This window comes from Enterobacter cloacae complex sp. 6730903 (assembly GCF_048283985.1).
GTDB lineage: Bacteria > Pseudomonadota > Gammaproteobacteria > Enterobacterales > Enterobacteriaceae > Enterobacter > Enterobacter hormaechei_C.
The window spans coordinates 1-18,417 of sequence record NZ_JBLVXX010000049.1 but is presented as its reverse complement, the minus strand read 5'-3'; the positions used below and the strand labels follow the sequence as shown (position 1 = coordinate 18,417).

The following is an 18,417-nucleotide window of genomic DNA, read 5'->3' as shown; positions in this document are numbered from 1 at the left end:
CTGGATTTATATGCTGAAATGGCGGATCGGGCTGAAATATCAGCCCGACAGGACATCAGCGGTGGGTTTTACCCGGCATACGCGGGTCATCTTTATACTCTGCCGTGGCGATCCACGCGGCGCAGAACAGGGTCAGGCGAGCGAAGAAATAGAAGAACGCCATCAGCCCCAGCACCGAACCAAAGGCCGCCCCGGAGGGCGACTTCACCAGCGACGGCAGCGTATAGGTCATCACAATCTTGATCACTTCAAAACCAATGGCGGCAATCAACGTCCCGCGCATCAGCGCCTTCTTGCGCGGACGATGGCGGGGCAAACGCCAGAAGATCCAGAAGAACAGCAGGTAGTTAGCAAAGATAGAGATGGCCAGCCCAATGCCGCGCCAGGCCGGTTTCAGCCATTCAATGTAATCCAGGTACAGCGCGGAGATAATCATCTGCTGCGCGGAACCGGCGACCGAGGTGATGGAGAGCGTAATGACCAGCGCCACCAGCAGCCCAATCAGCGAAATAAAGTCGCGCAGATACTTCACCCATATCTTCTCCTGATCCTGCGGCCTACGCTCCCAGACGTCACGCGACTGGGCGCGAATAGCCTCACGCAGGTTGCCCATCCAGTTCACCCCGGAATAGAGCGCAATCAGCAACCCGACGATACCCACGGTGGTACGCTGCTGCACGGCGGTGTTGATGGTGCTTTTGAGCGTCGTGGCGAGCGTCTGGTCGCTGACGTTGGTCAGGATCTTATTGAAGATGTCCTGCAACAGCGTCGGGTGAGACGCCAGCACAAAACCGGCGGCGGCAAACGACACCATCAGGATGGGGATCATCGACAGGAAAGAGAAGTACGTGATCGCCGCGCCAAACTGATTTCCCATGCGGTCGTTAAAGCGCTCAGCGGCGCGTATCAGGTGAGCAATCGCGGGTATCTGCTGAATTTTTTCGGCTATGCCGGTCACGGTGCCCAGCGCTTTGCTGGCCGTTCCAGGCTCTTTCGGCGCTTCAGGCTCGTTATCCATCTTTTTGATGGGTTCATAATCTAAATGTTGAGTCGGTCGTTGCGGGTTATTTTCCGGCGTCACGCGCATTTTCCTTTTCGTTGAGCTGGATGTTACTGAATTATAGCTTGCGACTAGTCCACGTAACCTTTTGTGAGTTCGGTAAGCCACTCCATAAACACATGCACCCGGCGGGAGAGGTTACGGCGGTGGGGATAAATGAGGGAGACGGGCATCGGTTCAGCCCGGTATTGCGGCAGGATCTCAACGAGTTTTTTCGTGCGCAGGGCATCACGCACCCCGACGCGCGGGACCTGAATAATGCCAAGCCCGGCGATACAGGCGGCCTGGTAGGTTTCCGTGCTGTTAACCGTCAATACGCCTCCCGTTTTTACCCACTGGGTCGCGCTGCCGTTGTAATACTCAAAACCCTGCGGACGGGTGCCCAGCGTGGCGGAGTAGTGAATGAGGGCATGCGAAGCCAAATCGTCCAGCGTCTCAGGGTAGCCGAATCGCGTCAGATAATCCGGGCTGGCGCAGTTGATCACCGAGAGTTTCCCAAGGGGGCGGGCGATAAGCCCGGAGTCCTTTAAGTTTCCCACGCGAACCACGCAGTCAAATCCTTCGCGGATGACATCGACCAGACGATCGCTGCTACTCAGCTCCAGCTCAATGCCGGGAAATTGTTGTAAAAATGCAGGCAGTTTCGGAATGACTACATTTCGCGCAATGGCAACGGGCATATCCACACGTAGCCGACCGCTGATGGTTGAAGGGTCGTGCAGGAACATGCCGTCCAGTTCGTCCAGATTCATCAGCAGATCTTTAGCGCGCTCGTAATAAACCATGCCGTCCTGCGTCAGGCTGACGCGGCGGGTAGTACGGTGCAGCAGCTGCGTGCCAAGTGCGTTTTCCAGGGCCTGGATCTGTCGCGATACGCTCCCCTTCGGCAGGCTTAACGTCTCCGCCGCGCGGGAAAAACTCTCCAGTTCCGCAACCCGAAGGAAAAGCTGCATTGCGTGTATTTTATCCATAGATGTGGGTCATTGTTGTTATGAATGAAACAGTGAAGCGCTGACGGCACTATTTATTGATTTTCTACCATCTAATAAGCTCTTTCTCAATCTTCATCACAGCCGAAACGAGGTGAATTATGAGTGAACGTATTGCTTTAGTGACGGGCGGTAGCCGCGGCCTGGGTAAAAATGCCGTTTTGAAGCTGGCCGCGGAAGGGACAGGCATCATTCTGACCTGGAATAACAGCCAGCAGGAGGCGCAGGACGTTGTACGCGAAATCGAGGGAAAAGGCGGAAAAGCGGCAGCATTGCAGCTTAACGTCGGCGATACGGCAAGCTTTTCGCGCTTTGCTCAGCAGGTGAAGGATACCCTCAAACACGTCTGGCAATGTGACACCTTTGACTATTTAGTGAACAACGCAGGCACGGGCTTATACGCTCCCTATACCGAGACGACGGAAGCGCAATTTGATGATGCGCTGAACATTCACTTCAAAGGGCCGTTTTTCCTCACGCAACAGCTGCTGCCGCTCATAAAAGACGGAGGGCGGATCCTGAACGTCTCCAGCGGACTGGCCCGTTTTACTCAGCCCGGTTCAGGCACCTACGCGGCAATGAAAGGTGCGATGGAGGTGCTGACCCGCTATCAGGCAAAAGAGCTTGGCGCGCGCGGGATTTCCGTCAATATCATCGCGCCCGGTGCGATTGAAACCGACTTTGGGGGCGGACGCGTGCGGGATAATGCGGAGCTTAACCAGCTGCTGGCCTCGCAGACGGCGCTGGGACGCGTGGGCCTGCCCGATGATATCGGTGATGCCATTGCGGCGTTGCTCAGTGACAAACTGGGCTGGATGAATGCGCAACGTATTGAAGTTTCAGGCGGTATGTTCCTGTAATGTTCAGTCTTAAGGGGGAGGGAACCCTCTTAAGGAAATCCTTAAAACAGGTATGTCTAAATGCTGGAAGATATAAAGAGAGCTGGGTGATTTGTAACCTCTCCATTCATTGAGTTTTTTCTTAAAAAATGCCTCTGTAGAATCCCCCTTCGCTATTCTCAGAGGAGTAAAACGATGCGAGTAATCATGTTTGACAGGCAGTCATTATTTATTCATGGAGCGATGTACAGTTTGCAGAAGTTAATTCCGAAAATAGATATGACAGGGGCTCGTCAGACTGATGAATTATGGGCGCAATTATCCGCGTCACCCTCCGCTATCGTCATGATAGATGGGTATTTAATTCGTGATAATGGTGTGGCTTTACTGGAAGAGATTATGGATCGTTTTCCAGCGTCGCGCGTGGTGTTGGTGTTAACGAAAAAAGAGCGACGTTGGGTTGAGCAAATGTTTCAGCGCAACGTGGTGGCGATAATTCCCCGCAATGCGAATCCCGAACGCTTTTCCGCGGTGCTGGATTCCGTATCGCGAGGGATGGTCTGTTTTCCCGGCGAGTGGCTGAAGCAGCACTCCTCTCAGGATGAACTGTCAGTGTTAAGCGAGCGCCAGCGTGAGGTATTGAAGTTACTGGCGGCCGGAGAGTCCAATAAAGAGATTGGTCGTAATCTCAACATCAGTGCGGCAACGGTAAAAGCCCATCTGGAGACGCTTTTCCGGCGTCTTGATGTCAAAAACCGGACGCAGGCCGCGATGTACTACACCCGGGCGACGGCCTGAAGGATCTTCTCTGGCAGAGGGGACTCTTCCCCAAAACTGAAGAGGGTTAATATCAGTGCGTCATGCTGCTGTTGGGTTAATGGGCGTTTGTTCATTTCCCGCAGCAGCACCTCACATAATTGAATATCATTAAAAAGCAAATTCTCCGCCTCAGTCGGCGTGATGAGACCGTTAAATTTTTCCCACTGGCGAATCACGTGACCATAACCAATAACCCATATTCCCTTTTCGTCACGGTATTTCTCCAGGGAAAGACCCTGTTGTTTTTTAATTAATGCGATTGCAGCAGAAGATATCTGCATTGCATAACCCGTCATAAGCGTTTCCTCTTAATGGCGCGACTATAGAGGAAACGCCGCCGGGGAAATATCCGCCAAATGGCTGTTGATCAGGTTTAACTGAACGGGAATTCCTTTTTCAGTAAACCGAATAGCCAGTCGTTATGCCATTGCCCTGAAAGGAAATAACTCTCGCGCAACTCACCTTCCAGCTGAAAACCTGTTTTTTCCAGCAGTCGCCTTGAGGCGATATTTCCCGCCGTCACGGTGGCGGTGAGCCGACGGATATTACCCTGAGTCAGCGCGAAATCACACACAGCCCGCAGAGATTCAAAACCGTAACCTTTCCCCTGTGCAGAGGGTGCAAAGAGAAAACCGACTTCAGCACAATCTGCTTCCCGGTGCACATAGCCGGTTACGCCCAGCGGCGTCTGGCTGGCCGTCTCACGCACCACAAGGCAGAGCCAGTGCGAGCTGCCCGGCGTCCACGGCAACAGACGAGACTCAAAGGCTTCCCGAATGTCCGCCTCGCTACGCGCAGGGGCGACAAAACGCATCACCTCAGGATTTTGCTGGAGCGACAGAAAAAAGGGCCAGTCTTGCTCTTGCAGCGGCGAGCAGGTGAGACGCGCGGTGGTTAAGGCGGGCATGACGATCCTCCGGAGACATTGCAAATGATTATAAGGTTGTCACTTTATTTCAACAGAAAGTCAGGTATGTTTAACCTCATATAAATAAAAAGAAAAACGACTTTTAATGCCGCTTTAGCGGTACTCATTGTCTCTCAAGGAAAACAATGATGATTAGCTCATCGCATCATACCCGCGAACAGTTTGAACACTGTCTGGCGGCGATCCGTCAGGCGTCTGTTGAAATCTTACTTCTGTTGAATGTACATGTTTCTGAAGGAAAAGATCCACGCTGGTTTCTGGAGCAACTGGATAGCGCCCGCCTGGGGCTGGGCGGGTGGGGCGCCGTAGCCAGAAAACTGAACCTGAATGATGCGGAAATGACGGCCTTTACGCTGCAATTACGCTTGCTTCAGCAGCGCGTTCCCCAGTATGAAAGCGGGCAGGATGTCAGCGAAAACCAGCTGATTGCGGCGATGCGCTTCGTCACCTCCCTTGAATATCTGCGCCTGCAACAGCCTCTCCTGACTTACGAAACCGGGAGAGTGCCAGAGAAGGAGAGCCAGCTTCAGGCGCAGAAACAGGTGCGTGCCATTGAGCTGATGATTAAAGGGCTGATACAGCAGGCGTGGCCCGATCCGGTGCGGCTGAATAATCATCTTAAGACCTTGTTTAACGCTGAACGCGTGCGTCGCTGGCTGAAAAACGGTGAGATTAATGATGTACTGAGCGGCATGTTGTTCAGCGAGCTGGCCCAGCTGCTGGTGGATAAAAAAGAATTTAGCCGCTACTACGCGCCGCTGTTTAACGCCCCGGACATGCTGACGCTGCTGGTAGAGCCCCGCAAAACCCTGCAAACCTTCCTCGAAGATATTCGACAAATCCGCAACAGCATCACCGTGCAGCAGCCGTTAAGCGGGGCGCAAATCCAGCTGCTCGACTGCTATTACACACAGATCACCCGCTCCGTTCAGCGCGCGTTTGAAGAAGGGCGAACACGCGTTAACCCGGCGGCGCTGATGGCGGTGGACGAAAGCGAGCTGCACGCGTTCTGGGAAAAGGCGCAAAAAATAGACCGCACCACAGGCGGCGATCTTTTTGAAGTGCGCGACAGTATAGAAAAACCGACTCAGCGCGCCGCGCGTACGCCAGAGCAGCGCGAACAGCTGATTTCCGGCGTGCTGTGGGGAGCGGTTGGCGTGATGGTTATCGCGATTGTCGCGGGGGGATTCTGGCTGGTGACCAGCAGTAAACCGCAGCCAGCTGTAGCCAGTACGGCATCTCCCGCGCCGGTGCAGGAGATGCGCGAAACGCCTTCCTCGCGAGAAACGCTGACGCGCATGGGTGTCACCTGGGATGAGAATAATTTCCGCTCGGCCATCAATCGCAATGACACCCGCGTGGCGCTCCTGTTTTTGCAGGGCGGGATGGACTGGAAAATGTCATGGACGGAGGAGGCGTTGTCGGCAGGCTACGTCGACGTGCTGGAAGTGTTGTTGCGCTACCGCCTGCAAATGACAGAGCAAAAGCCCTGCCGACGCTTTATTAATACGCTTAGCCATGCGATGGCGAACGGCGAATCGCTGACGTCGATGCGTAAGCAGTACCTGCAAGCATTCTGTACCGTCCCGGCGGTAGTGAAACGTCAGCAGCACGACGCCGATATGGCAACGCGCCGCGCGAAGACGCAGCCCGATGCCAGCACAAAAAAATGGCAGTCCATCCAGACTGCCATTTATGAGGTGATCCGCTGATTATTTTTCCCCCTCACCCCTCAGGGGAGAGGGTCAGGATGAGGGGCAAGGCTCAGGGCTCCCCATACAGGCCAATCAACCGCCGCACCACGCCATTCGTCCAGCCGAAGCCATCCTGCAACGGATACTCCCCCCCGCCACCTTCGCGTGGCGTGCTGCTGGCGATGTGGTACTTCTCAATCAGCTTATGATGGGTTTTGTAGTAATGGTTCACCGTGTGCAGCCAGCTCCAGGCGATCTCATCTCCCAGCGAGTCGTTGCCGTACTGCTTGAACCCCTGGATCGCCATCCACTGGAGCGGCGCCCAGCCGTTCGGCTTATCCCACTGCTCCCCGGTTTCATATTCGGTGGCGAGAATACCGCCCGGCGTGAGCAGACGGGCTTTAACGGCATCGGACAACCGTTCAGCCTGCTCATGCGTAGCCATGCCCACATACAGCGGCACAATGCTGGCCGCAGAGAACAGCGCCAGGGCTTCACGCCGCCAGTCGTAATCACGATAACAGCCGTTCTCTTCGTCCCACAGATAGCGGTTTACCGCTGCGCGCCGATCGCTGGCTTTCTGGCGGAACAGCTCAGCCGTCTCTTTATCCCCTTTCGATGCTGAGATATTGGCGATAGCGCTCTCCAGTTTGAACAGGAATGCGTTCAAATCGATGGGGATAAATTGTGTCGTGCGGATGCTGGCCAGCCGCGCAGGATCGCGCAGCCAGCGGGATGAGTAGTCCCACCCTGAGGCTGCCCCGGCGCGCAGGTCGCGATATACCTCGTTCGGTGGACGACCAGAATGACGGGCGGTTTCCACGTCCTCAATCCACGATTCATCTCGCGGTGTGTCGCGATCGTCCCAGTAGCGGTTGAGCAATGAGCCATCCGGCATGCGTACCGCACTGCGATAGGCCTGATTGAGCAGCAGCGATTCCGCCCCGTCCATCCAGAAGGCATACTCCATCTTGAGGTGCTCAAGATAGCGCTTCGCCCCGCGCACGCCGTCCTCTTCAAACAGCTCCACCATCAGGGCAAAAACGGGCGGCTGGGAGCGGCTGAGGTAGTAGGTGCGGTTGCCGTTCGGAATATGGCCATAGCGCTCAATCAGCCAGGCGAAGTTATCGGCCATACATTTCAGCAGATCGTTACGACCGCTTTCAGCCAGCCCCAGCATGGAGAAGTAAGAGTCCCAGTAGTAGGTCTCGCTGAATCGCCCGCCGGGCACAATATAGGCCTGCGGCAGCGCCAGCAGCGACGACCACGGGATGTGATCCTGCGGCTCGCGCGTCAGCACCGGCCACAGATTATCAATATGTTCTTTCAGAGAGAGGCCGGGGTCAGAGACGTACTCTTTGCTGTAGTCCTCCGGCAGCCAGAAGTGATTCTCCACAAAGCGCGCCAGGTCAAAATCACGGTGGCGGCGCACCTTGCGATAGCGGATCAAAATATCCAGCGGATCCATCTTCGGCGCACAGTCGGGAAAGGTTTTGCTGTCCGCAAACAGCCGCGACGACTGGACGTGTTCAAACAGTTCAAGGTAGCGGTCTGCGGGCGTAAGGGCATCGGACGCCGGCAGCCCTTCAATCATTTCCGGTTCCGGCTCTGCCTCGATCATCTCATCCAGTTTTAACTCACAGGGATCGGTTTCGTAGCGCAGCTCTTCTGCAATCTCGAACTCGATATCCTCGGCAGTCTGTAGTTTCTGGTTGAACATGGTGTTCAGGACCTCCGGTTTTTGTCGTAACAAATACGGGTTTTTCCCGGCTATCTTTTAAGCGTAGACATTCGCTTCGGTTAATGCGGTGCGAAGTGTGCGGTAGATCACGCTTTCAAATTGGATTTAAACACGCTGAAAATCAGATATCCCTTTGATTATGAAATTATTAAATCAGAATCTTTGGAAACAGAGCAGGAATAAAATTCAGAGCATTCGGTATTCTGCATATACGCACGGATTAGTGTGCCTGACGTGCATCGCCCTGAAGGCTGTTGGCGGTTTGATTGGCTTTCTGGCTGGCGCCTTCGCTTTTATCCATCGCCTTGCTGGCCGCTTTTTCCGCATGGGCGGCGCTGTACGCAGCCAGATGGGAAATCACGATGGCGTAAATGCTCATTAACGACACCCACAGAATGCTGTTTTTCCACCACAGCAGGGTAGCAATCGTCAGTATCGCCCATACCAGCGCGAGAACAAGGTGCATTTTGGCCATCAGTTTTGCGGTGATCTTTACGTGCATTTTCATATCTCTAATCTTTTTCCGTAGTAACAGGCGAACGCGTAGCGCTTTCTAAGATTAGTTAATTCCACCGCGGGTAGCGGGTTATTTTGTTACCGTTTGTACAGCCGTTGGGTTTACCTGCCCAGGGCATAAAAAAACCGGCCAGCTGGCCGGTTTTGTTGCGGATCAGACGGATCAGCGCATGGTCACAAACTCTTCCGCCGCCGTCGGGTGGATCGCCACGGTGTTATCGAAGTCTTTCTTCGTTGCGCCCATCTTCAGCGCCACCGCGAAGCCTTGCAGGATCTCGTCCATGCCGAAGCCAATGCCGTGGATGCCGACGATCTTCTCTTCCGGGCCCACGCAGACCAGCTTCATGCGGCACGGCTGACGGTGCGAGGTGACCGCGGTATACATCGCGGTAAACGCCGATTTATACACTTTCACCTGGTCATCGCCGTACTGCTCACGCGCCTGCGGCTCGGTTAAGCCGACGGTACCGATTGGCGGGTGGCTGAAGACCACGGTCGGGATGTTGCTGTAGTCCAGATGTTCGTCCGGCTTGTTGTTAAACAGACGCTCGGAAAGACGACGCCCCGCCGCCACGGCAACCGGCGTCAGCTCTACGGCGCCGGTGTTATCACCGACGGCATAAATGCCCGGTACGCTGGTGTTCTGGAACTTATCAACGACAATGTAGCCTTTTTCATTGGTTTTCACCCCGGTTGCGGCCAGGTTGAAGTTGTCGGTGGCCGGTTCACGACCAATCGCCCAGATCAGGCAGTCAACGGTCTGGCTGCGGCCATCTTCCAGCTCCAGGGTCAGGCTACCGTCCGCATTTTTCACCACCGCTTTTGGCACGGCGTTGGTGTGCAGGGTTGGGCCTTCGGCGTTCATCACCTCGACCAGCGTGTCGACGATCAGCGGATCAAAGCTGCGCAGCGGCGCGTGTTTGCGCACGAACAGGTGCGCTTCCGCCCCCAGGCCGTTAATCACGCCAGCCAGCTCAACCGCGATGTAACCTGCGCCCACAATGGCAACGCGTTCTGGCAGAGCAGGCAGCTCGAAGAACCCGTCGGAGTCGATACCGTATTCCGCGCCCGGAATGTTCGGGTGGCTCGGACGGCCGCCGGTGGCGATCAGGATGTGATCGGCGGTGATCGTCTCGCCGTTCACTTCGATCGTTTTCGCATCCACGAAACGGGCGAAGCCGCGGATCACGTCGACGTTATTCTTGCCCAGCACGTTATCGTACGAGGTGTGAATACGGTCGATGTAGGCGGTACGGCTGGCGATCAGTTTATCCCAGTCGAAGTGGTTGATGGTGGTGTCAAAGCCGTAGTCCGGGCCATACATATGGATAGCTTCACGGATTTGCGCGGCATGCCACATCACTTTCTTCGGTACACAACCCACGTTCACGCAGGTGCCGCCGAGTTCTTTGGCTTCAATCAGCGCACACTTCTGGCCGTACATGGCTGCACGGTTGATGGAGGCGATGCCGCCGCTGCCGCCGCCGATTGCGATGTAGTCATAATGCTTAGTCATAGCGTTGTCCTTAATCGTGAATTGCCGCGATTGTATACCTGAAATCAATAGTTTCCACCGATGGCTGCGATTACTCCGGCACGATCCAGCTCACGGTGGCGTGACCCGTACCGGCTGGCACCAGCGTTTTGTGCAGCCACGGCAGCACGTTGTTCATCTGTGCTTCGAGCTTCCACGGCGGGTTAATGACGATCATGCCGGACGCGGTCATGCCGCGCTGGTCGCTGTCAGGGCGCACCGCCAGCTCAATTTGCAGGATTTTACGAATGCCGGTCGCTTCGAGGTCTTTGATCATGCGTTTAATTTGCGCGCGCAGCACTACCGGATACCACAGGGCATAGGTGCCGGTGGCAAAGCGTTTGTAACCTTCGTTAATGCCGGTCACCACCGCCTGATAGTCGGTTTTGATTTCGTACGGCGGGTCGATCAGCACCAGGCCGCGACGGGAAACCGGCGGCAGTTTGGCTTTCAGTTGCTGGTAGCCATCGGCTTTGTCCACGCGGGCGCGGTTATCTTTCTGAAACTCAGAACGCAGCAGCGGGAAGTCGCTCGGGTGCAGCTCTGTCAGCTGGAGGCTGTCCTGCTCGCGCAGCAGCTGGCGGGCAATCAGCGGTGAACCCGGGTAGTAACGCAGCTGGCCGTTGCGGTTGAAGTGGTTCACCACGCCAATGTACGGCTCCAGCTCGGCAGGCAGATCGTCCTGCTGCCAGATACGCGCAATCCCTTCCAGATATTCACCGGTACGCTCGGCATGCTCGCCGCTCAGCTGATAACGGCCCGCGCCCGCGTGGGTGTCCAGATAAAGGAATGGTTTATCCTTTTCTTTAAGCGATTCGATGATCAGGCTCTGAACGGTGTGTTTGAGGACGTCGGCGTGGTTGCCTGCGTGGAAGCTGTGGCGATAACTGAGCATGGGTAATGATATTCCGCTGAATTGACGATTTGCCACAGTTTACAGCAGAACGGCACAGATTACCCGCAGGCCCGGTAAGCGCGGCTATTGAAATCCTCTACACTTAACCCCATTACTGAACAATATGCACAGCGCCGGATGCGCGCTTCATTCATCTCTTTCAACAGGACAGCGTTTATGACCAATCCATTACTGACGCCTTTTTCGTTGCCACCGTTTTCTAAAATCCTCCCTGAGCATGTGGTTCCGGCCGTTACCCAGTCGCTGGAAAACTGCCGCGCGGCGGTAGAAAGCGTGGTTGCGCAGGGCGCGCCGTACACCTGGGAGAATCTGTGTCAGCCGCTGGCCGAAGTGGACGACGTGCTGGGGCGTATCTTCTCCCCGGTAAGCCACCTGAACTCGGTGAAAAACAGCCCGGAGCTGCGCGAAGCCTACGAACAAACCCTGCCGCTGCTCTCTGAGTACAGCACCTGGGTGGGTCAGCACGAAGGGCTTTACAAAGCTTACCGCGACCTGCGCGACGGCGACCACTATGCCGAACTGAACACCGCGCAGAAAAAATCTGTCGATAACGCCCTGCGTGATTTCGAACTGTCCGGGATTGGCCTGCCAAAAGAAAAACAGGTTCGCTACGGCGAAATCGCCGCGCGCCTGTCCGAGCTGGGCAACCAGTACAGCAACAACGTCCTCGACGCCACCATGGGCTGGACGAAGCTGATTACCGACGAATCTGAACTGGCGGGTATGCCGGAAAGCGCGCTGGCAGCGGCAAAAGCCCAGGCCGAAGCGAAAGAGCAGGAAGGCTTCCTGTTAACGCTGGATATCCCAAGCTATCTGCCGGTGATGACCTACTGCGACAACCAGGCCCTGCGCGAAGAGATGTACCGCGCCTACAGCACCCGCGCCTCCGATCAGGGGCCGAATGCGGGCAAATGGGATAACAGCCCGGTGATGGCGGAAATCCTCGCCCTGCGCCACGAGCTGGCACAGCTGCTGGGCTTCGACAGCTATGCCGATAAATCCCTTGCCACCAAAATGGCCGAGAACCCACAGCAGGTGCTCGACTTCCTGACCGATCTGGCGAAACGCGCCCGTCCTCAGGGTGAAAAAGAACTGGCTCAGCTGCGCGCCTTTGCGAAAGCGGAGTTCGGCGTGGACGAGCTTCAGCCGTGGGATATCGCATACTACAGCGAAAAACAGAAACAGCACCTCTACAGCATCAGCGACGAACAGCTGCGTCCGTACTTCCCGGAAAACAAAGCCGTTAACGGCCTGTTCGAGGTGGTGAAACGCATCTACGGCATTACCGCGAAAGAGCGTACCGATATCGACGTCTGGCATCCGGACGTGCGCTTCTTTGAGCTGTATGACGAGAAAAACGAGCTGCGCGGCAGCTTCTATCTGGATCTTTACGCGCGTGAAAACAAACGTGGCGGGGCGTGGATGGATGACTGTGTGGGCCAGATGCGTAAAGCGGATGGTTCCCTGCAAAAACCGGTCGCCTACCTGACCTGTAACTTCAACCGTCCGGTGAACGGCAAACCTGCGCTGTTTACCCACGATGAAGTGATCACCCTGTTCCACGAGTTCGGTCACGGCCTGCACCACATGCTGACCCGCATCGAAACCGCTGGCGTCGCCGGTATCAGCGGTGTGCCATGGGATGCGGTCGAGCTGCCAAGCCAGTTTATGGAAAACTGGTGCTGGGAGCCGGACGCGCTGGCGTTTATCTCCGGCCATTACGAAACGGGCGAACCGCTGCCGAAGGAACTGCTGGACAAAATGCTGGCGGCAAAAAACTACCAGGCGGCGATGTTTATCCTGCGTCAGCTGGAGTTCGGCCTGTTCGATTTCCGCCTGCACGCCGAGTTCAGCCCGGAGCAGGGGGCGAAAATCCTCGAAACGCTGGCCGAGATTAAAAAGCAGGTCGCCGTTATTCCAGGCCCGACCTGGGGACGCTTCCCGCACGCGTTCAGCCATATCTTCGCAGGCGGGTACGCCGCAGGCTACTACAGCTACCTGTGGGCCGACGTGCTGGCGGCAGATGCCTTCTCGCGCTTCGAAGAAGAGGGGATTTTCAACCGCGAAACCGGTCAGTCGTTCCTGGATAACATCCTGACGCGCGGCGGTTCAGAAGAGCCTATGGAGCTGTTCAAACGCTTCCGTGGCCGCGAGCCGCAACTGGATGCGATGCTGGAGCATTACGGAATCAAAGGCTGATTGCTACGTGAAGATCTGCTTAGTAGATGAAACAGGCGCCGGGGACGGCGCCTTATCTGTTCTGGCGACCCGCTGGGGGCTGGAACATGATGAAGACAACCTGATGGCGCTGGTGATGACGCCGGAACATCTGGAGCTGCGCAAGCGCGATGAGCCGAAGCTTGGCGGGATTTTTGTCGATTTTGTCGGCGGCGCGATGGCGCACCGACGTAAGTTTGGCGGCGGTCGCGGCGAAGCGGTGGCCAAAGCGGTCGGCATTAAAGGCAGCTATCTGCCGGACGTGGTGGATGCCACGGCGGGGCTGGGGCGCGATGCCTTTGTGCTGGCGTCTGTCGGCTGTCGGGTGCGGATGCTGGAGCGTAATCCGGTTGTCGCCGCGCTGCTCGACGACGGGCTGACGCGGGGCTACGCGGACCTGGAAATCGGCCCGTGGTTACAGGAACGTTTGCAACTTATTCATGCCTCCAGCCTGACGGCGCTGACCGATATCACCCCGCGCCCGCAGGTGGTCTATCTCGACCCCATGTTCCCGCATAAGCAGAAAAGCGCGCTGGTGAAGAAAGAGATGCGGGTGTTTCAGTCGCTGGTGGGGTCAGATTTAGATGCCGATGGCTTGCTGGAGCCGGCTCGTCAGCTGGCGACGAAGCGGGTGGTGGTGAAGCGGCCGGACTATGCGCCGCCGCTGGCGGACGTTGCGACCACTAACGCGGTGACCACCAAAGGACACCGATTTGATATTTATTCGGGAACGCCAGAATAAAAAAGCCGGGTGGCGGCTTCGCCTTACCCGGCCTACATTCAGTGCCGCTTGTAGGCCCGGTAAGCGTTAGCGCCACCGGGCTTTTTTGCACTTACTCGTCTTCTTCGTCACGCAGTGGAACAATCAGCATATCCACGTGTACGGTATTAATCAGCTGGCGCGCGGAAGACATCAGCTTGCTCCAGAAGTCCTGGTGATGACCGCATACCACCAGGTCCATATCGTATTTCTTAATCGCATCAACCAGCACCTGGCCCAGATCGCCGCTACCGCTTAAGGTTTCAGTGATTGGATAGCCCGCGTTGGTAGAAAGCTCGCTCAGCGCGTGGTGAGTCTCTTCGGAGATGCGTTTCTGCATATCGCCCAGATTGACGTCGATCAGACCGGTGTAGAGGTCGGAGTAATTCACATCAACGTGAATCAGCGAAACTTTCGCGTTGTAGGGACGTGCCATGGATACTGCTTTATCAACCAGCACTTTACTCTCCGGGGAGAGGTCTACCGCGATGAGAATGTGTTTGTAAGCCATAGTGTTACTCCTTCCTTAAGTTATCGATGACTAAATGGGAAAGCCGTCGTCTGATGCTTTCATTACGGCCCAGTTAAACATATTTTTCAAGCTTTGGTGTTGATAACGATTAACCTTGTGGCAAAAAAATTAACGGATCTCCTACACTATTTAATGAGCCGTTCGGATATTAAAACGCGAACCGGATCGACTTTTGGTCATTCTTTCACTGAACTGTCTGTCAGGGCATTGGGGTGCGGTAGCTCAGGAGCCTTGCTTCGTGGGCGGACGCCGGGGAGGATGTATGATTAGCACCGTCGCATTGTTTTGGGCGTTATGCGTAGTTTGCATAGTGAATATGGCGCGCTACTTCTCATCGTTACGTGCGCTGTTAGTGGTACTTCGTGGTTGCGATCCGTTGCTTTATCAGTATGTGGACGGTGGAGGGTTCTTCACCTCGCACGGACAGCCCAGCAAGCAGATGCGTCTGGTGGGGTATATCTACTACCAACGCTACCGCGATCACCACGATGAAGAGTTTATCCGTCGCTGCGAGCGCCTGCGTCGTCAGTTCATTTTGACCAGCGCCCTGTGTGGCCTGGTTGTGGTGAGTATGATTGCGCTGATGATTTGGCACTGAGCATAAAAAAAGCGGGCCAGTTTCCTGACCCGCTTTTTTGTCGCCTTCAGCCGATTAAATCAGCTTCAGCGAAATCCAGTACAGACCGCCAGACAGCAGGATGGACGCCGGGAGGGTGAACACCCAGGCCATCAGGATGTTGGTTACGGTTTTACGCTGCAAACCGCCGCCGTCAACAATCATGGTACCTGCCACGGACGAAGAGAGTACGTGGGTGGTGGAGACTGGCATACCGGTGTAGCTCGCCAGACCGATAGATACCGCTGCCGTCATCTGCGCGGACATACCCTGCGCATAGGTCATGCCTTTCTTACCGATCTTCTCGCCGATGGTGGTCGCCACACGACGCCAGCCAATCATCGTACCGATACCCAGCGCCAGCGCGACCGCCATGATGATCCAGATTGGCGCGTACTCAATGGTGTTGAGCATATCGCCTTTCAGTTTCTTCAACAGACGTTGGTCGTCAGCATTAACCTCTGGGAGCTTCGCGACTTTATCGGTCACGTCGGAGATACAGAGCATGATGCGACGCAGCTGACCACGCTGTTCAACAGCCAGTTTGTCATAGCTTTCGATATCGGCCAGCATGCCTTTCGCACGTTCCAGCGCGTTAATCGCGTTTGCCGGATGGCAATGGAACTCGCCCGGTGCCGTCGTTGCGCCTGACTCCGGCGACGGAATCAGCTGGTCCACGCCGGTCGCTTTCTTCAGCAAATCAGGATGCTGCTGGAAGTAAGTCTCAACGTTGTTTACCGCATCTCGGGTACGGGTGATTTCGTAACCGGAGGCGTTCATGTTAACCACGAAGCCCGCCGGTGCGACGCCAATCAGAACCAGCATCACCAGGCCGATACCTTTCTGACCATCGTTCGCGCCATGAGAGAAGGCGACGCCAATAGCGGAAATGATCAGCGCGATACGCGTCCAGAACGGCGGCTTTTTCTTGCCGTCTTTCTTCTCACGCTCTGCTGGCGTCAGGTGGATACGCGCACGTTTTTTCGTGTTGCTCCAGTAGCGACGCAGGATGAAAATCAAGCCACCCGCCACCACCAGACCGACGATCGGGGAGATGATCAGAGAGCCGAAAATGCCGAGAACTTTCGGGATATTCAGCGCATCAACGACGGAGGTCCCGGTCATCAGGGCATTGGTTAACCCGATACCGATAATCGCGCCGATGAGGGTGTGAGAGCTGGATGCCGGCAGGCCGAAATACCAGGTACCGAGGTTCCAGATAATCGCAGCAAGCAGCATTGAGAACACCATGGCCAGGCCATGACCGGAACTCACGTTAAGCAGCAGATCCGTTGGCAGCATATGCACAATGGCATACGCAACGCTCAGTCCGCCCAGGAGGACACCAAAAAAGTTAAATACCGCCGCCATAACGACCGCAAGCTGCGATCGCATTGCGCGAGTGTAGATAACCGTTGCTACTGCGTTTGCAGTGTCGTGGAAGCCGTTGATCGCTTCGTAAAACAGCACAAAAACCAGAGCAAGCAATAATAAAAGCCCGGTATGTAAATCCAGGCCGGCAAACAAATGTAGCATAGGACGTTACGCCATTTTGAGGACATGAACGCGGCGCATTATCCAGGACAAATGCGCAACGGGCAAAGTGAAATATAGACTTTTTTTGACATACCACCTGATTTGAGAAATGTGCCCGAAAGGATAATCTTTAAATATCAATGAAATGGCTTTGTAATATCTTTTTACGCTGGTGCGACCACTGAGGAAACTTTACAATCCGCGGCAGTTAACGAAGAGGGTTTTGACGTGGAAAGGTTTGATGCCGTAGTAATTGGCGCCGGTGCGGCGGGTATGTTTTGTGCGGCGATGGCCGGACAAGCGGGTCGTCGCGTGCTGCTGCTGGATAACGGAAAAAAGCCTGGCCGCAAGATCCTGATGTCTGGCGGCGGGCGCTGTAACTTTACTAATCTTTATGTCGAGCCTGCGGCCTATTTGAGCCAGAACCGTCATTTTTGCAAATCTGCGCTGGCGCGCTACACCCAGTGGGATTTTATCGAGCTGGTGGGTAAACACGGTATCGCGTGGCATGAGAAGACACTGGGGCAGCTGTTCTGCGACGACTCCGCGCAGCAAATTGTCGATATGCTGGTGGCCGAGTGCGAAAAAGGCGGCGTAGTTATGCGCCTGCGCACCGAAGTGCTGGACGTCGCCCGTGACGAGGAGGGCTACACGCTGCAACTCAACGGTGAAACCGTCAGCGCCGATAACCTGGTGATCGCCAGCGGCGGCCTCTCGATGCCGGGGCTGGGCGCCTCACCGTTCGGCTATAAAATCGCCGAGCAGTTTGGCCTGAAGGTACTGCCCACCCGCGCCGGGCTGGTACCGTTCACGCTGCATAAGCCCCTGCTGGAACAGCTTCAGACGCTCTCCGGCGTGTCTGTGCCGTCGGTCATTACGGCCGAAGACGGCACGGTGTTCCGCGAAAATCTGCTCTTTACCCATCGCGGACTCTCGGGCCCGGCGGTATTGCAGATCTCCAGCTACTGGCAGCCGGGGGAGTTTGTCTCCGTAAACCTGGTGCCGGACTGCGATCTGGACGCCTTCCTTAACGAGCAACGCGCTGCGCACCCGAATCAAAGCCTGAAAAATACCCTGGCGATGCAGCTGCCGAAGCGTCTCGTGGAGTGCTTGCAGGTGTTAGGGCAAATTCCGGATGTCGCGCTCAAGCAGCTCAACAGCCGCGAGCAGGAAACGCTGGTGGAGACGCTGACGAACTGGCGCGTACAGCCAAACGGCACCGAAGGCTACCGCACGGCGGAAGTGACGCTGGGCGGCGTGGATACAAACGAACTCTCATCCCGCACGATGGAAGCCCGCAACGTGCCGGGTCTTTATTTCATTGGTGAAGTGATGGACGTGACCGGCTGGCTCGGCGGGTATAACTTCCAGTGGGCGTGGGCCAGTGCCTGGGCATGCGCGCAGGCACTCGCTGATGTCCGAGGACAATAAAGTTGTACACAAAGCACTAAAGTTGTAACCATTCTCAAAAAACGACGCTAATGTTGTATACTTACTGAATGTGTGGTTATAGGGTTGGAGACTATAAAATGCACATATAGGTACGTATCAATGTCGTTTTTAGGGTACGATCATGGCTAGGGGTAGGCGTCTCAAATCCTATTTGGATTATGAAAATGCGCTAGGGAAGGTGCGAATAAGCAGGTCATTTCTTCCCAAGCTGACTCGCTGATTAAAATTTCGCGGATCTGGGCCGATTTTTTTCCCGCAAACACATCGA

Annotated in this window: 17 protein-coding genes; 7 read left to right on the top strand and 10 right to left on the bottom strand. The window is 55.6% G+C overall.

Translation table 11 applies throughout. The features are described 5' to 3' along the window. Positions 1-55: 55 nt before the first annotated feature. Both yhjD and ACNQ0W_RS20995 read right to left on the bottom strand, forming a co-directional pair. Entirely contained in the window at positions 56-1,081 is a 1,026-nt protein-coding gene (gene yhjD / locus ACNQ0W_RS21000) for an inner membrane protein YhjD (protein ID WP_047052711.1), read from the bottom strand. 50 nt (positions 1,082-1,131) lie between these two features. Beyond that, positions 1,132-2,031, bottom strand: coding sequence for a LysR family transcriptional regulator (locus ACNQ0W_RS20995; RefSeq protein WP_017384184.1), 900 nt, complete (start codon positions 2,029-2,031; stop codon positions 1,132-1,134). Between the two features lie 119 nt (positions 2,032-2,150). Between ACNQ0W_RS20995 and ACNQ0W_RS20990 the strand changes: the two genes are divergently transcribed. Both ACNQ0W_RS20990 and ACNQ0W_RS20985 read left to right on the top strand, forming a co-directional pair. Then, positions 2,151-2,909 carry an SDR family NAD(P)-dependent oxidoreductase gene (locus tag ACNQ0W_RS20990; RefSeq protein ID WP_062933334.1) on the top strand — a complete coding sequence of 253 codons (759 nt, stop codon included), beginning with the start codon at positions 2,151-2,153 and terminating at the stop codon, positions 2,907-2,909. A 174-nt stretch (positions 2,910-3,083) separates the two neighbouring features. After that, positions 3,084-3,686, top strand: a complete 603-nt coding sequence (locus tag ACNQ0W_RS20985; RefSeq protein ID WP_062933335.1) for a response regulator transcription factor — start codon at positions 3,084-3,086, stop codon at positions 3,684-3,686. Here the strand turns inward: ACNQ0W_RS20985 and ACNQ0W_RS20980 are convergent. Continuing rightward, the gene (locus tag ACNQ0W_RS20980) at positions 3,665-4,003 is read right to left on the bottom strand and encodes a lysozyme (RefSeq protein WP_062933336.1); all 339 of its coding nucleotides are present in this window, start codon (positions 4,001-4,003) and stop codon (positions 3,665-3,667) included. The genes ACNQ0W_RS20985 and ACNQ0W_RS20980 overlap by 22 nt on opposite strands. A gap of 77 nt (positions 4,004-4,080) precedes the next feature. Then, positions 4,081-4,614: a GNAT family N-acetyltransferase gene (locus ACNQ0W_RS20975; protein WP_017693814.1), complete on the bottom strand. Its 534-nt coding sequence runs from the start codon at positions 4,612-4,614 to the stop codon at positions 4,081-4,083. A gap of 146 nt (positions 4,615-4,760) precedes the next feature. Here ACNQ0W_RS20975 and ACNQ0W_RS20970 point away from each other — a divergent pair, with 146 nt between their 5' ends. Then, the gene (locus ACNQ0W_RS20970) at positions 4,761-6,347 is read left to right on the top strand and encodes an STY4199 family HEPN domain-containing protein (RefSeq protein ID WP_062933337.1); all 1,587 of its coding nucleotides are present in this window, start codon (positions 4,761-4,763) and stop codon (positions 6,345-6,347) included. A gap of 52 nt (positions 6,348-6,399) precedes the next feature. Here the strand turns inward: ACNQ0W_RS20970 and ACNQ0W_RS20965 are convergent, their stop codons facing one another. The 4 genes from ACNQ0W_RS20965 to ACNQ0W_RS20950 form a co-directional block, all read right to left on the bottom strand. Continuing rightward, the gene (locus ACNQ0W_RS20965; RefSeq protein ID WP_006808565.1) at positions 6,400-8,049 is read right to left on the bottom strand and encodes an alpha,alpha-trehalase; all 1,650 of its coding nucleotides are present in this window, start codon (positions 8,047-8,049) and stop codon (positions 6,400-6,402) included. A gap of 241 nt (positions 8,050-8,290) precedes the next feature. Further along, positions 8,291-8,578 carry a hypothetical protein gene (locus ACNQ0W_RS20960; protein ID WP_062933338.1) on the bottom strand — a complete coding sequence of 96 codons (288 nt, stop codon included), beginning with the start codon at positions 8,576-8,578 and terminating at the stop codon, positions 8,291-8,293. A 171-nt stretch (positions 8,579-8,749) separates the two neighbouring features. Further along, positions 8,750-10,102, bottom strand: coding sequence for a glutathione-disulfide reductase (gene gorA / locus ACNQ0W_RS20955; protein WP_017384179.1), 1,353 nt, complete (start codon positions 10,100-10,102; stop codon positions 8,750-8,752). 70 nt (positions 10,103-10,172) lie between these two features. Then, on the bottom strand, positions 10,173-11,015 hold the full coding sequence (locus ACNQ0W_RS20950) for a 23S rRNA (adenine(2030)-N(6))-methyltransferase RlmJ (RefSeq protein ID WP_006808562.1): 843 nt from the start codon (positions 11,013-11,015) through the stop codon (positions 10,173-10,175). A 177-nt stretch (positions 11,016-11,192) separates the two neighbouring features. On the opposite strand from ACNQ0W_RS20950, the gene prlC reads away from it, so the two are divergent. After that, positions 11,193-13,235: an oligopeptidase A gene (gene prlC / locus ACNQ0W_RS20945; protein WP_062933339.1), complete on the top strand. Its 2,043-nt coding sequence runs from the start codon at positions 11,193-11,195 to the stop codon at positions 13,233-13,235. Between the two features lie 7 nt (positions 13,236-13,242). Further along, positions 13,243-13,995 carry a 16S rRNA (guanine(1516)-N(2))-methyltransferase RsmJ gene (gene rsmJ, locus ACNQ0W_RS20940; RefSeq protein WP_062933340.1) on the top strand — a complete coding sequence of 251 codons (753 nt, stop codon included), beginning with the start codon at positions 13,243-13,245 and terminating at the stop codon, positions 13,993-13,995. Between the two features lie 91 nt (positions 13,996-14,086). Here rsmJ and uspA read toward each other — a convergent pair whose 3' ends face one another. Continuing rightward, positions 14,087-14,524, bottom strand: coding sequence for a universal stress protein UspA (uspA, locus tag ACNQ0W_RS20935; protein WP_003861223.1), 438 nt, complete (start codon positions 14,522-14,524; stop codon positions 14,087-14,089). Between the two features lie 283 nt (positions 14,525-14,807). Here uspA and uspB point away from each other — a divergent pair, with 283 nt between their 5' ends. Beyond that, positions 14,808-15,143, top strand: coding sequence for a universal stress protein UspB (gene uspB, locus ACNQ0W_RS20930; protein WP_003861224.1), 336 nt, complete (start codon positions 14,808-14,810; stop codon positions 15,141-15,143). Positions 15,144-15,197: 54 nt separating this feature from the next. Here the strand turns inward: uspB and pitA are convergent, their stop codons facing one another. Next, the gene (gene pitA / locus ACNQ0W_RS20925; RefSeq protein WP_003861225.1) at positions 15,198-16,697 is read right to left on the bottom strand and encodes an inorganic phosphate transporter PitA; all 1,500 of its coding nucleotides are present in this window, start codon (positions 16,695-16,697) and stop codon (positions 15,198-15,200) included. Between the two features lie 228 nt (positions 16,698-16,925). Between pitA and ACNQ0W_RS20920 the strand changes: the two genes are divergently transcribed. Continuing rightward, the gene (locus ACNQ0W_RS20920; protein ID WP_017384175.1) at positions 16,926-18,128 is read left to right on the top strand and encodes an NAD(P)/FAD-dependent oxidoreductase; all 1,203 of its coding nucleotides are present in this window, start codon (positions 16,926-16,928) and stop codon (positions 18,126-18,128) included. Positions 18,129-18,417 lie beyond the last annotated feature (289 nt).

Coding starts and splice junctions, on each gene's coding strand:
- ACNQ0W_RS20995 (WP_017384184.1), bottom strand. CDS start 2,031: ATGGATAAAATACACGCAATGCAGCTTTTCCTTCGGGTTGCGGAACTG.
- ACNQ0W_RS20990 (WP_062933334.1), top strand. CDS start 2,151: ATGAGTGAACGTATTGCTTTAGTGACGGGCGGTAGCCGCGGCCTGGGT.
- ACNQ0W_RS20985 (WP_062933335.1), top strand. CDS start 3,084: ATGCGAGTAATCATGTTTGACAGGCAGTCATTATTTATTCATGGAGCG.
- ACNQ0W_RS20980 (WP_062933336.1), bottom strand. CDS start 4,003: ATGACGGGTTATGCAATGCAGATATCTTCTGCTGCAATCGCATTAATT.
- ACNQ0W_RS20975 (WP_017693814.1), bottom strand. CDS start 4,614: ATGCCCGCCTTAACCACCGCGCGTCTCACCTGCTCGCCGCTGCAAGAG.
- ACNQ0W_RS20970 (WP_062933337.1), top strand. CDS start 4,761: ATGATGATTAGCTCATCGCATCATACCCGCGAACAGTTTGAACACTGT.
- ACNQ0W_RS20965 (WP_006808565.1), bottom strand. CDS start 8,049: ATGTTCAACCAGAAACTACAGACTGCCGAGGATATCGAGTTCGAGATT.
- ACNQ0W_RS20960 (WP_062933338.1), bottom strand. CDS start 8,578: ATGAAAATGCACGTAAAGATCACCGCAAAACTGATGGCCAAAATGCAC.
- gorA (WP_017384179.1), bottom strand. CDS start 10,102: ATGACTAAGCATTATGACTACATCGCAATCGGCGGCGGCAGCGGCGGC.
- ACNQ0W_RS20950 (WP_006808562.1), bottom strand. CDS start 11,015: ATGCTCAGTTATCGCCACAGCTTCCACGCAGGCAACCACGCCGACGTC.
- prlC (WP_062933339.1), top strand. CDS start 11,193: ATGACCAATCCATTACTGACGCCTTTTTCGTTGCCACCGTTTTCTAAA.
- uspA (WP_003861223.1), bottom strand. CDS start 14,524: ATGGCTTACAAACACATTCTCATCGCGGTAGACCTCTCCCCGGAGAGT.
- uspB (WP_003861224.1), top strand. CDS start 14,808: ATGATTAGCACCGTCGCATTGTTTTGGGCGTTATGCGTAGTTTGCATA.
- pitA (WP_003861225.1), bottom strand. CDS start 16,697: ATGCTACATTTGTTTGCCGGCCTGGATTTACATACCGGGCTTTTATTA.